The sequence below is a fragment of the Terrabacter sp. Ter38 genome (genome assembly GCF_024519435.1).
In the GTDB taxonomy this organism is placed as follows: Bacteria; Actinomycetota; Actinomycetes; order Actinomycetales; family Dermatophilaceae; genus Terrabacter.
Map to the genome: position 1 here is coordinate 59,202 of NZ_JALJRZ010000016.1, position 12,193 is coordinate 71,394.

10 protein-coding genes and 4 pseudogenes are annotated in these 12,193 nt (G+C 69.3%); 5 read left to right on the forward strand and 9 right to left on the reverse strand.

All coding sequences use genetic code 11. The features are described 5' to 3' along the window. Positions 1–147: 147 nt before the first annotated feature. Positions 148–402: pseudogene (locus NR112_RS22015) on the reverse strand (DUF1622 domain-containing protein); the annotation flags it as partial. 705 nt (positions 403–1,107) lie between these two features. On the opposite strand from NR112_RS22015, the pseudogene NR112_RS22020 reads away from it, so the two are divergent. The 4 genes and pseudogenes from NR112_RS22020 to NR112_RS22035 all read left to right on the forward strand — a co-directional run. Next, a pseudogene (locus NR112_RS22020) lies at positions 1,108–1,431 on the forward strand (helix-turn-helix domain-containing protein); the annotation flags it as partial. Between the two features lie 71 nt (positions 1,432–1,502). Then, positions 1,503–2,039, forward strand: a complete 537-nt coding sequence (locus tag NR112_RS22025) for a hypothetical protein (protein WP_256796425.1) — start codon at positions 1,503–1,505, stop codon at positions 2,037–2,039. Positions 2,040–2,553: 514 nt separating this feature from the next. Further along, the gene (locus NR112_RS22030; RefSeq protein ID WP_256796426.1) at positions 2,554–3,414 is read left to right on the forward strand and encodes an undecaprenyl-diphosphate phosphatase; all 861 of its coding nucleotides are present in this window, start codon (positions 2,554–2,556) and stop codon (positions 3,412–3,414) included. A 148-nt stretch (positions 3,415–3,562) separates the two neighbouring features. Continuing rightward, entirely contained in the window at positions 3,563–4,270 is a 708-nt protein-coding gene (locus tag NR112_RS22035; RefSeq protein WP_256796427.1) for a phosphatase PAP2 family protein, read from the forward strand. A gap of 585 nt (positions 4,271–4,855) precedes the next feature. Here the strand turns inward: NR112_RS22035 and NR112_RS22040 are convergent. From NR112_RS22040 to NR112_RS22060, 5 genes are all read right to left on the reverse strand, one after another. Continuing rightward, on the reverse strand, positions 4,856–5,617 hold the full coding sequence (locus NR112_RS22040) for an SDR family NAD(P)-dependent oxidoreductase (RefSeq protein ID WP_256796428.1): 762 nt from the start codon (positions 5,615–5,617) through the stop codon (positions 4,856–4,858). Beyond that, positions 5,614–7,002, reverse strand: a complete 1,389-nt coding sequence (locus NR112_RS22045; RefSeq protein WP_256796429.1) for an FAD-binding oxidoreductase — start codon at positions 7,000–7,002, stop codon at positions 5,614–5,616. Before NR112_RS22045 ends, NR112_RS22040 begins: the two co-directional genes overlap by 4 nt. Next, positions 6,999–7,886, reverse strand: a complete 888-nt coding sequence (locus NR112_RS22050) for a decaprenyl-phosphate phosphoribosyltransferase (RefSeq protein WP_256796430.1) — start codon at positions 7,884–7,886, stop codon at positions 6,999–7,001. The genes NR112_RS22045 and NR112_RS22050 overlap by 4 nt, the downstream gene beginning before the upstream one ends. Beyond that, complete coding sequence (locus NR112_RS22055) at positions 7,886–8,986, reverse strand: hypothetical protein (RefSeq protein ID WP_256796431.1); 1,101 nt, start codon at positions 8,984–8,986, stop codon at positions 7,886–7,888. The genes NR112_RS22050 and NR112_RS22055 overlap by 1 nt, the downstream gene beginning before the upstream one ends. A gap of 398 nt (positions 8,987–9,384) precedes the next feature. Next, entirely contained in the window at positions 9,385–10,104 is a 720-nt protein-coding gene (locus NR112_RS22060) for a DedA family protein (RefSeq protein WP_256796432.1), read from the reverse strand. A gap of 345 nt (positions 10,105–10,449) precedes the next feature. On the opposite strand from NR112_RS22060, the gene NR112_RS22065 reads away from it, so the two are divergent. After that, positions 10,450–10,947, forward strand: coding sequence for a hypothetical protein (locus NR112_RS22065; protein WP_256796433.1), 498 nt, complete (start codon positions 10,450–10,452; stop codon positions 10,945–10,947). Between the two features lie 209 nt (positions 10,948–11,156). On the opposite strand, the gene NR112_RS22070 is transcribed toward NR112_RS22065, so the two are convergent. From NR112_RS22070 to NR112_RS22075, 3 genes and pseudogenes are all read right to left on the reverse strand, one after another. Then, a complete protein-coding gene (locus NR112_RS22070; RefSeq protein ID WP_256796435.1) occupies positions 11,157–11,384 on the reverse strand; it encodes a hypothetical protein in 228 nt (75 codons plus the stop codon). A 38-nt stretch (positions 11,385–11,422) separates the two neighbouring features. Continuing rightward, positions 11,423–11,566 (reverse strand): annotated as a pseudogene (locus tag NR112_RS23270) (hypothetical protein); the annotation flags it as partial. After that, positions 11,557–11,721, reverse strand: a pseudogene (locus tag NR112_RS22075) (IS3 family transposase); the annotation flags it as partial. The pseudogenes NR112_RS23270 and NR112_RS22075, both read right to left, overlap by 10 nt. Positions 11,722–12,193: the final 472 nt, after the last annotated feature.

Below are 12,193 nucleotides of genomic sequence, written 5' to 3' on the forward strand. Positions count from 1 at the left end.
GGAGCCGGCCGGTTCGGGGTCGGTGGTGGTCGCCTTGCACGGCGGCCTTCTCGCTGACATCGCCGCGGACCTGGTCCGGGCCGGCACGTAGACGGGCGAGGGTGATCCGACTGCCCACCCGGACTCACTCGACGGGGCTGAGTCAGGTCAGGGGGCAGAGTCGTGGGACCGAGCGCCAGGCGTTCGTTCACCCGCCTCATCGGGCGAGGCTGGTTTCTGCCAGGGCCAGCGGCCGGTGATCTCCAGTTCCAGCGAGAAACTGAGGAACGTGCGGATCAGCACGATCAGGGCCAGCACCAACACGCTGGACACGCTGGGTGTCACCGCGACGATCCGGATGATGTCGGCCGCCACCAGCAGCTCAAGCCCCAGCAGGATCGAGCGGCCCAGCTGCTGACGGAAACGTCAGTACGTGCCCGTGCCGCCTGCACCGCCGGAGCGTGCCGCCTGCACCGCCGGAGCGTGCCGCCTGCACCGCCGGAGCGTGCCGCCTGCACCGCCGGAGCGTGCCGCCTGCACTGCCGGAGCGTGCCGCTTGCACCGCCGGAGCGTGCCGCCTGCACCGCCGGAGCGTGCCGCCTGCACCGCCGGAGCGTGCCGCCTGCACCGCCGGAGCGTGCCGCCTGCACCGCCGGAGCGTGCCGCCTGCACCGCCGGAGCGTGCCGCCTGCACCGCCGGAGCGTGCCGCCTGCACTGCCGGAGCGTGCCGCTTGCACCGCCGCGACCACCGCGCCCAGGACCGCGATACCGGCCGTGTCGATGGCCTTGCCGACGCCCTCAATCACGGCCCCGAACGGCATGGCATTCCTTCCACCCAGCTACATGCGCGGCCTCGCGCCCGATCGATTCATACCCGCCCGCGAACAGCCGCGCTGGCTTTGCGTCATTTTGTCTCGGACGCGTGGTCATACCCCGATGAGTGCATCGGTGAGGTGCGTTGTCCGTGGCCATGGAGAGTCCCCACTGGTGGCCAGGTGGAGGTCCCCGGTGGTGGCCGAGTAGAAGTCCCCCGTTCCTCGCTCGTCGTGTCGACCCGGAGCGTGAAGCCCTGAGCGGTGAGGTGGCGGTGTCTAGCCAGCCACCGCACCGCCCAGGAGGGCTCCATTGTGATGTCTGCGAGGGAACGAATGAACATCATCTCGGCCTACCAGCAGGTGGGCACCTACCGTGGGGCCGCAGCGATCTGCGGGACCACGCACAAGACCGTGAAGCGGGTCATCGAACGTCAGGACTCCGGCGAGCCGGCGCCGGCGCGTCGGCCGCGGCCGGCGAACTACGAGGCGGTGCGCGATCTGGCCGCGCAGGCCGTGAAGGGCAGTCGGAGCAGGATCAGCGCGAAGCGGCTGCTGCCCCAGGCCCGCGCCGCGGGGTATGCCGGCTCGGACCGCAACTTCCGGCGCCTGGTCGCGCAGGAGAAGCAGTCGTGGCGCCGTGATCACGGCCGGGGGCGTCCGACCTGAGCGCTCTGCGACGCGTCGACGACGGGCAGATCGTCGACGACATGAACGCCGCATGGGCCGCAAGCCACCCGAAGGCGTCACCTCTCGTGACGTTCAGCCTCGACGACGACGGCATGCTCATGTGGCTCTCCGACCGCAGCCCCGCCGCGCTCGCCTTCGCCAAGGACTACCTGCTCTCGCACACCGCCCCCGCGAACAAGGCGAGTGACCCCAAGGGCACCTACTCCACCACCGTGACGGCATCAGGCCTGACCAAGGTCTACACCGGGTCAGCCGTCGACAGGCTGTTCGGCGCACCCACAGGTGACAGCCACGCTCCCGACCTGGTAGGGATCGCGCAATACGGCGTCGTGTACACCGGCAACGTCAAGAAGATCGCCGAGCACGGAGGAGACGCGCCTGCAGACCGCGACGTCCCACTCGTCGTCTCCGGACGTGGGGCTCCCCACCACACGGTCAGCACCACCCCGGTCCAGACCACCCAGATCGCGCCGACGATCCTGCGCCTTCTGGGCATCAACCCGCACGCCCTTCAAGCAGTGCAGATCGAGCACACCAGGCCGCTCCCGAAGCTGTAGCCCGCAGCACCCGTCGAATGCCCGGCTGGATGCGCGTTCGACGCGTGCTGCGACCCTTGAACTCGACGTCCTCGTGGGCCTCGGGTGCGAGCTGGCGGAAGGCGGCCGGCTGGCTGACGCAGAGAGGTGCTTCCGTGGGGGTCCGGCCTCGGCTCGGCCCGGGCGTCGTTCAGCCTGGGCAACGGCCTCGCCGAGCAGGAACGCTGGCTCGAGGCCGTGACCGCCCTGCTCGAAGACGGTCGCGGCGTCCCACTCGTTGCAGCGCACCCGCAGGTGCCACCCGAACACACTGTGCTTTTCGCCGCACACTGAACTCGTGATCGTCAGTGAGCAGCACCGCACTCCGGTCAACGGCGTACACCGTCAGATCATCGTCGGTGTGCGGCAGCGAGCCCGCCTTGGCTGCCGTCCACGCCTCACGGCCCAGCAGCCCTTGCATGTCGTCCCCACCATGTCCGACCCCATACGCGAGACTGACCTCTGACTGGCTGACTCCCGAACCGAAAGCGCAACCGTGTCCGCACTGTCCTACCTCGATGCCCTCGTCCTCGGTGTCGTCGAGGGGCTCACCGAGTTCCTCCCGGTGTCCTCGACCGGGCACCTCACGGTCACCGAGCACCTCCTTGGTCTGCCCGTCGACGATCCCGGCGTCACCGCCTACACCGCGCTCATCCAGCTCGGCGCGATCGCGGCATCCGTCATCTTCTTCTGGCGCGACATCGTCCGACTGGTCGCGGCATGGTTCGGCGGCCTGCGCAGCGCGGAGCACCGGACCCAGCACGACTACGTTCTGGCCTGGGCCGTCATCGTGGGGTCGATCCCGGTCGGGGTGGTCGGCTTCCTCGCGAGGGACGTCATCAGCGGGCCGCTGCGAAGCCTGTGGGTGGTGGCGTTCGGACTCCTCGGCTGGAGCGTGGTCATGTGGCTGGCCGAGAGTCGGCACGCCGTGATCGAGCGGCGGCAACTGCAGCGCGGCGAGGGCTCACTGACCGTGCGCGACGGACTCGTCATCGGGCTCGTTCAGTGCTTCGCGCTCGTCCCCGGCGTCTCACGCTCCGGTGCCACGATCTCGGCCGGGCTGTTCCGCAGCCTCGACCGGGTCACGGCCACGCGCATGTCGTTCTTCATGGCGATCCCCGCACTCACCGCGGCGGGTCTGTTCGAGGCGGTGCACGAGAAGTCCCACCTGCAGCTGCTCGGTGTCGCCCAGATGGCTCTCGGCATCGTCGTGTCGTTCATCGTGGCCTACGCCACCATCGCCTGGCTGCTGCGGTTCGTCAGCACCAACACGATCACGCCGTTCGTCTGGTACCGGGTTGCCCTCGGCTCCGTGCTCGTCGTCCTGCTGGTCAGCGGCACGCTGACAGCCACCTGACCGGCAGCCCGCACCCGGTTCCAGGTGCAGCTTCGACTCTGGCACCCTGCTCGAGGTGCCGCCGACTTCTCCGGCGAACTGCACAGGGACGAATCGGGCGTACAGGATCAAGATGAGCCCACACACGGTGGTCCGGTACGTTTGTGGAATGGCTGTGGCGTCGGGGAGCCTGTCCTCGCCAGCACCGGATCGGTCCTCGACGGGGCCTCAATCACCCCGTCCCCTGCTAGCCGTCCTGCTGGGCAGCCTGTCAACCGTCGCGATCGCAGTTTCAGCCTGGCTCGCGCTGAAGCCCGGGGCCGAGACCGCGCAGGCCGGTCTTGTCCTGTGGTTCAACGACCCTCCACAGCCCTTCGCGGCGGTCTTCGCCGCCGTGAACCCGCTGCTTCGACCGGTTCCGCTGCTCGTGGTCACGCTGGCGCTCGTGGGCTGGATCCTCTTGACCGCTTCCGAGGCCTGGCAACGGTTGGAGATACTGCGAGCCCTAGTCGTCGCCATCATCCTTGCCGAACTCCTGGCGCAGGTCCTCAAACGCCTGGCGGACCAGCCCCGTCCTCTCGCGGTGATTCCCGGCCTGAACATGCACGGATACCCGACCGACCCACACGGAAACGCCTACCCCTCCGCGCACACCGCCATGGCCGTCGCCGCCGTGTTGGCGCTGTGGCCGTGGATGCGCTGGCCGCAGCGGATCGTGGGCGCCGGATTCGCGGTGCTCATTGCGTGCAACCGGCTCTACATCGGAGCGCACTGGCCCATCGACGTGCTGGGCGGAGCCGCGATCGGCCTGCTCTGCGGCAGCGTTAGCTGGTTGATCGCAACTCGGTGGCCGCTCCGGCGCCGTTCACACTCGTGAGTTGATCGACCGCACGCGACCATTTCTCAGACACGACCGCGCGGTCGTCTCGAAAGTCGGAAGGTCAAGGACCCACTGCTGCGTGAGGAGGTTCCCAACGCCAGACCGGAAACGCTAAACGCCTTCGTATGCCGGAGCGCAACGAGCGGCACGACGTGAAGCTCGCCGAAGGTGCCCAGACCTGCCCCGGCGGGCTCGGTACCCCTTGACCTACCTGCTGTTCCTGACGGCCATCCTCGCCGAGGTCAACTACCTCACGCTGACCCGCCGTGACCAGACACCCGCGACCGAGGACTACCCAGACCGTGCTGGTCCGCGGCCGGGACCCGGACGGCGCCTCCGTCGCCTGACGCAGGATCGGTCCGGGTAAGCTCTCATCGAGGACCGCATGAGCAGGCACGCGGGGGCGTACTTGTCGTTATGAACGCCACGACGGGACACCTGTGGTCGGTCTCCGTTCGAGACAGCGCGCCGGACCAGGCTGGTCATCTCCTTGCCCGAAGCGTGCGGTCACGGAGCCGATCCGTCTGGCGACTCCTTCACCGATGAGGGCATCCATCTGGATCTCCACGCCCCGGCTGGGCGTCAGATCGACAGGCGGCGGAAGGCGGGGCGAGGCAGCACCGCAAGCACGCGCATAACCCAGGCCATGGCGGCCGGGACCCAGACCGTGCGGGAACCGCCGGTGAGGTTCTTGGCGATCACCTCGGCAACATCCTGCGGGTCGACGGCGAGCGGCGCCGGGCGCAAACCGGCGGTCATCCGGGTGCGAACGAAGCCGGGCCGGACCACGACCACCGAGACGCCGGTTCCGCAGAGAGCGTCACCGATCCCGCACGCGAGCGCGTCAACCCCGGCCTTGGTGGAGCCGTAGACTGCGTTCGAGGCCCGGCCGCGGACCGCGGACGCGGACGAGAGCACCACGATGACTCCGTGGCCCTGTGCACGCAGGTGGTTCGCGCAGGCGAGCAGCGTGGTGACGACGGCTGTGTAGTTGACGTCGACGATGTCAGCGGCAGCAAGCGGGTCCGCCCGGACCTGGTTCTCGTCCGGCAGCACACCGAAGGAGATGAGGACGACGTCGACGTCGCCGCCACCGAAGGCACCGGCGATGACGCGCTCGTGTCCGGCGCGGTCGCGCGCGTCGAAGGCGCTGGCCTCCACGACCGGCACGCCCGAGCTGCGAACTCGCTCGACCTCGGCGTCGAGTCCCGCACCGCTCCGCCCGGCGAGGACGACCCGCTGCAGACGGCCGGCGCCCGCGAAGCGTTCGATCGTCGCTCTGGCGATGTCGCTCGTCGCACCGAGGACGAGCACCGACTGTGGCGCGCCTAGGGCATTGATCATAGGTGCAGCCTCCGTGCAAGGTCGGACTGGAAGACGTGCTCGGGGTCGAGTTCGTCACGTAGGAAGCGCCATTCGTCGAGGCGGGGATACATCTGGACCAGCGACTCGGGTCGGAGCCGTGCGTCCTTGGCCAGGTAGACGCGGCCTCCGCTCGCGAGGACTACCTCATCCATCGCATCGAGCAGGCTGCCGAGCGAGTCGCTCACCGGTAGGTCCACCGCCAAGGTCCACCCGCTCGAAGGAAAGGACAGCGGTCCCCTGCCGGCCGGACCGAAGCGCTTGAGCACGCACAGGAGCGTCGGCGCGCGGCGGCGTGAGAGCAGACTCACAACGCGGCGTACGCACTGCGGGTCCTCGACCGCGAACTGGTGCTGGACGAACCCGCGCGCGCCGTAGAGGCGGTTCCAGCCGGGGACCACGTCCAGCGGATGGAAGAAAGACCCGACACTCTCCAGGCTGCGACGCGGAGTCCGCGGGGCCATGAGGTAGTACGCATCGTTGAACACGCCCACGGTGTGCGGGTTGAGGGCACCGGACGGGACCCACGGCGGTGCCGGCATGCCGCGACGTCCGAGGGACGGGGCGGTGGCGTCCCCGGCCGCGTCGGCGGGCGCGTGGTCGCCCGCGGTCACGACACCACGCCCCATGGCTGGGCCGCGGGCCAGGCAGTCGACCCACGCCACCGTGTACCGGCTTGTGCGGTCCGACTCCTCGAGAACGGCCATCGTCTCGTCCAGCGATGTCGTCCGGGTCGTGTCGACCTGCATCCGGCTCGACTGCGCCCGAATGAGCCGCATCGTCAGCTCCACGACCACGCCGGTGAGTCCCATCCCACCCGGCACGGCCCAGAAGAGCTCCTCCGATGGCGTAAGCGTGCGCAGCGCGCCGCGCCCGTCGACGAGCGTGAGGGAGGTGACGTGGGCCGAGATGCTGCCATCCCGGTGGTGGTTCTTGCCGTGCACGTCGGCCGCCAGGGCGCCCCCGAGGCTCACCTGTCGGGTGCCGGGCGTGACTGGGACGAACCATCCGCGCGGCAGGGCCTCGCGGATGAGTCTGTCGACGCTCACCCCTGCACCACACGTGACGAGCCCGGTGATGGGGTCCACCGGACTGATCCGGTCGAGGCCCCCAAGGCGCAGCACCATACCGCCCGCGTTCTGAGCGGCGTCACCGTAGCTGCGGCCCAAGCCTCGGGCGATGACACCTCGAGAGCCGCTCTCCACCACAAGGCCGGCCACGTCGTCCGCGGCCGAGGGCGCCGCGACATGTGCCACCGTTGGCGCCGCGCGGCCCCAGCCGGTGAGCTCCTCTCGCGTGGCGGCAATGGGATGGCGCCCGTCGGTGGTCCCTGCGCCGTTCGACTCGGTTGCGCGGGCGGCGCTCATGTGACGGCCGCCATCCAGAAGCACGCGAACCAGATGACCGCGAGGGCCTGCAGCACGTGGTCGTGCAGCACGACCTGCTCGGGCTCCTGCGCTCGCCCCAGGTCCACGTCCAGGGTGTAACGCATCATCGCCAGTACCAGCGGCACCACGGACACCCCCCCGTACACGCCCTGGTCGGGTGCCGTTCCAAGACCGAAAGCCCAGAGGCAGTAGGCCGTCACGGTGACCCCACCACTGATGCTCAGCATCATGCGCAGGTAGCTCTGGGTGTAGGCGCTCAGGGTGCTTCGCGTTCGTTCCTCGAGGCCCACGCTCACCACTTCGGAAAGCCGCTTGCCGATGACGGCGAAGAGCGACGCGAAGCCGGTGACGATGAGGAACCACCGGCTGATGTGGGTTCCCGTGGCTGCCCCTCCGGCAATCGCGCGCAGCAGGAACCCACTCGAGACGAGGGCTAACTCGAGCACCGGCTGATGCTTGAGTGAGACCGTGTAGGCGGTGGAGATGGCCAGGTAGCCGACGACCACCCACCGGAGCGAGCCGGGCCAGCTCACCGCGACCGCGGCGGTGGCCAGGGCCAGCGCGGCGACCACTGCCTGTGGGCGGCTCACCTGTCCCGAGGCGACGGGTCGGTGCCGTTTGATCGGGTGCCGTGAGTCGGCGTCGGCATCTAGAACGTCGTTGAGACAGTACGTCGCACTGGCAGCCAGGCTGAAGGCGAGAAACGCCCACGCCGTGGCCACGAGCACCGGCGGGTGCAGGATCGTGCCGGCCGCGATTGGCACGGCAGCGACGAGCACGTTCCTCGCCCATTGCCTCGGACGGCCAAGCTGAACGAGGCCAAGGACGAGCGATGGCGCACGTGTCGAGCTCACGGTCGCCATCAGCGCAAAGTGACGTAGAAGAAATCGCGCTGGTCAGGTGTCAGGTAGCGGTCCGCGCCGGACGGCATGGTCGGCAGCAGCTTGGCCGGCGCCACCGACCCCTTCGCCCCGGTGGGCAGCCAGCGTGCGAAGAACACCATGTGGGTGTGCATGTCGAGCTCGACGGCACGCACTGCCTTTGCAGAGACCAGAGCTGCCGTCAACATCTTCAGGGTCATTCTGTCGCCCGCGACGTAGACCAAATTGCCGCGCGCGTCCACACCGAGTCCCGAGCGCCACGTGAACTGGCGCTGGTTTTTCGACACCCCCCACGGCCCGCTCGCGTCGGCCATGCCCGGTGCCGGTGCGCCCGCGTCGACGATGAGGTGAAGGTTCTGGCGCACGGCAGCAACGGTCGACGACATCGCCACGTCACGCCCCCACTGGCCGACGGTCACCCGCCCGGAGCGGTCGATGACGACGGAGCCCGCCCCTTGCTGCAGCGGGCGGGAGTAGCGACCGTCCTCATAGAAGCCTCCGAGGAGGTCCTTGAACCGCCAACCCGAATTGAAGGTGGCGACCAGCGAAGACACGTCGCCCGGGGCGATGCGCGCCCCACCCGGCCACCCGTCCCCTCCGGGCTGGGTGGTACCCGCGACGAGGTGCCCGACCGTGTCTGAAGAGCGGATCCAGGCGAAGGCGGCCACGACGCTCGCATGGCTTGGGTCGGGCTGCACGAACGTCGTGTACATCGCAGGCAGGCCGTACCGGTCTGTACGTCCTGGCACCCAGGCGCCTTCACGGGCCACTGGAACGATGCCGTTCGGGATCGTGACACTGGGTGGGCCGGCAGGGCCGGGGCTGGCCGTGCCCCCACCTGGAGTCCCCCGCGTGACGGACCCGGGAGCCGTGAGGTCGGGCAGCGCCGACGCGTCAGGGGTGGCGTTGCCGGGGGGGTCGCGTGTGAACCACCAGTTCTCGACAGCATCGACCACGCCGGCTCCGCCGTTGTCCCGCACCCACTCGACGGTGCGCACCGTCCACGGCGCATCACCCGGCGCCAGCAAGGCCCGGCCGTAAGACACACCCACGATAACCACGAGTACGGCGAGGACCACCACGACCACGCGCCTGAATCGGGGCCAGTGAGAACTCAACCGGACGCGTCCGCCCGCGCGACGGCCGCCCTCTACCTCCCGCATCTGCGCCTCGATCCAGCCAGGATGAACCCTAAGATCGTCGACGCCCACGCTGGAAAGACGCTGAGGATACGGTAGGTGAGTCCAACCGTGAAGCCGCCGCTGACACCTCCACAGCCCTTCGCCGCGACCTTCGCTGCCGTGAACCCGCTCCCCCGACGGTTCCGCTGCTCTTGGTCACACTGGTGCTCGTGGGCTGGATCCTCGTGTCCGGTTCCCAAACACGGCACGGCCGTCGCCCACCCTTGCCGAACTCCTGGCCGCAGGTCCTCAGACACCGCCACCGATGGGAGGCCCGGCGAGCGTCCCCAGACGGGTGCTCAGTGTCCTGCGAGGGATGTCGGACCCGGCGGGGGACGCGCATCGGTGATCAACCGCGCGGGTCCTTCGTTCGCGGGGAGCCGCCTGGTCAGGATCCTGATGCCGCCCTGAGGCTGTCTCCCGGCCCGAGCGCGGAGCGTCGCTCCCAGGGCGGGTGTGGCGGAAATGATGAGGATGGAGAGCACGATCAGCTCGAGGTGGCTGGACACCAGGGGGATGGCGCCGAGCCAATAGCCTCCGCCGAACATCACCGCGGCCCACGCCGTGGCACCGGCCAGGTTGTGCACCAGGAAGCGCCGACGGTTCATTCCGGCAACGCCCGCGAGTACCGGGGTGACCGTACGAGTCAGCGGCACGAACCGGGAGAGTACGACAGCTTTCGCCCCGTGTCGCTCGAAGAGCACACGGGCACTTTCGAGGCGCTCGGCGGAGATGAACCTCGACGCGGCGCCCCCTTTCATCCCCGGACCAACATGCCGGCCCACGAGGAAGGCCACCTGATCGCCGGCGGCAGCGGCGAGGGTGATGGCTACCAGGGAAAGCCACACGGGCACGCGGAGCGCGCCCGCGGCGACGAGGACGCCGGCGGTGACCATGAGCGTGTCGCCCGGCAGGAGAATGCCCGCCAGGAGGCCGGTCTCGGCGAACGCCACGGCCATGAGCAGCAGCAGCGCAAACGGGCCCAACGGCGTGAGCAGGGTGAGCAGAAGGCCAGTCACGGCGCCAGCTCCATGCGTCTGGGCTCGTCTGGCGCCTGGTCAGTGGCCGGGTGTCCGTGGGCCGATCCCTGTCGACAACCCTGATGGGGCCCACTGTGTCTACCCCGGCCTCACCCTGTGCCGCACCTATGGGTCCCGCCGAGACCAGCCTCACCGGCCCAGTGCAGCACCTCGGCGCCTGGGCGTCGCTGCACCGGTGCCACCCCAGTTCGCTGATCTCACAGCGGAGCACTCACCTTCACAGCGTGCGGATATGTCTACGACAGCGGCGACGGAGGAACGGCCGCGAAGGTCGAGACCGACACACAAGCAACGCGTGGCTCCCTCTGGCTCAAGGAGAACGACATGCAGCTCAACTCACGCCTCGCCAAGGTCGGCTACGCCGCCGCTGGCCTGGTCGCCGGCGCCGTACTGGCCACGACAGTCGGCGCGCAGGCCGCCACCGTGTTGCCTGGCGCGTCCAGCACCCCCTCGACGTCCGCCACCACTGACCCCCACCCCGGGGACAACGGCGCCGACGGCGTCCCCGAGGCCAATGAGGTCCACGGCGGACACGACGGGCACGGCGGGCGCCTCGACCTGAGCGGCACCGTGACCGCAGTGACCAGCTCCAGCGTGACGATCAAGACCGCCATCGCGACGACCACGTACTCGGTCACCAGCACCAGCGACATCGACAAGAACGGCGAGGCCACCGTGTCCGCCCTCGTCGTCGGTGACCAGGTCACCTTCAGCGTCGACAGCGCCAACCCCAAGCAGATCGACAAACTGCACGCCGGAGACGAGACCAAGAACATGCCCGCGGGGATGGCAACCTCCGGAACGTCCTCCAACGACAACTGACCCGCGGCCGGAGTCGGGACGGGGGCCACGCCTACCGTGCGTGGCCCCCACGTCCCCGACCGCCAGCTGTACGCCGTCGGGCACCGCTCGCTCTCGTCGGCGAGCCGTCGCGTGTTCGGGCCACTCGCCATCAGTAGCCACCGCAGCGGCCTCCCGGTCGCGGGCGGGACAGCCTGTGTAGCAGGCGATTCCGGGCGCAGCGCGGGTTGTCAGTCAACGGTGGCGGCTCGCGCTCGCCCGCTGACCACCGCGTAACCGACGATGACGACGATGGCAGCCGCCCAGGCCACCGTGATCGTTCCCGTGCCGATCCCGAGGCCGCCGCGTGCGGGTGAGACACCCATCCAGTCGGCGACGGAGGCTCCCAGCGGGCGGGTGATGACGTAGGCCGTCCAGAACGCGACGACCGCGCCGAGACCCTGGCGCAGATGCGCCACCAAGGGCACGGCGAACGCGATGGCGAGAGAACGGCCGAGCCGAGGTGGCCCAGACCCAGCGTCACCGCGGTGAGGTCCCCGGCCACCGTGCCCAAGGCGAACGTCGTGAGCACGGTGGCCCAGTAGAAGAGCTCGCGTCGCGTCGTGTCGATGCTGTGCACCGAGAGGGTGCCCGCACCCACTTGCGGACCGTCTTTGCCGTGCTCACACCGAGCAGCTGAGCGACCTTGGTCATCGCTTCTCAGTCCGTGGCGTGATCCGGACGGATCTCCTCGAACATCCGCACCGCCGGAGCCTTCAGCTCAGGCGGGTACCTCCTGGACGTGTTCCCCGGCATGACTCCAACCTTCCCAAGGTCTGAAGTCTCCCGACATCCCGGGATGCTTCACCTGCCCGGCCGGCCCGAGGCTAGCCAAGACCACACTTACAGGCGGCTCAGTGCGCCACGAATGCCGATGCGTTCAGAAGCAAGGGATCCCACGGCCCGCACTCGGTCCCAAACCGAGCCCCTAGCTTGTGGGCCGCGACGACCGCGTCCCCTCAGCGGCCAAGACGACGTCCGAGCCACAGACCTGATGGCGACCAGCATGAAGCCCCGCGACACCACCACCACTCGTGTCGCGCCCGCCGGCACGCTGGGCGCCGCCCTGACCCTCGGCGCGTGCGCGAGCGGCACCTCGACGGGCCATCCCTCAAGCGCCGTGTCCGGGCCGGCCACCACGCCGTCATCGTCTGTCTCGGGCAGCTCGACCCCAAGGTCGACCCGTACGATCAACGTCACGGTCACCGGCAGCACGATCCCCCCCCCC

Excerpts from the sequence above, each read along its gene's own strand:
- NR112_RS22045 (WP_256796429.1), bottom strand. The coding sequence starts at position 7,002 with ATGAGCGCCGCCCGCGCAACCGAGTCGAACGGCGCAGGGACCACCGAC.
- NR112_RS22065 (WP_256796433.1), top strand. The coding sequence starts at position 10,450 with ATGCAGCTCAACTCACGCCTCGCCAAGGTCGGCTACGCCGCCGCTGGC.
- NR112_RS22040 (WP_256796428.1), bottom strand. The coding sequence starts at position 5,617 with ATGATCAATGCCCTAGGCGCGCCACAGTCGGTGCTCGTCCTCGGTGCG.
- NR112_RS22025 (WP_256796425.1), top strand. The coding sequence starts at position 1,503 with ATGAACGCCGCATGGGCCGCAAGCCACCCGAAGGCGTCACCTCTCGTG.
- NR112_RS22050 (WP_256796430.1), bottom strand. The coding sequence starts at position 7,886 with ATGGCGACCGTGAGCTCGACACGTGCGCCATCGCTCGTCCTTGGCCTC.
- NR112_RS22035 (WP_256796427.1), top strand. The coding sequence starts at position 3,563 with ATGGCTGTGGCGTCGGGGAGCCTGTCCTCGCCAGCACCGGATCGGTCC.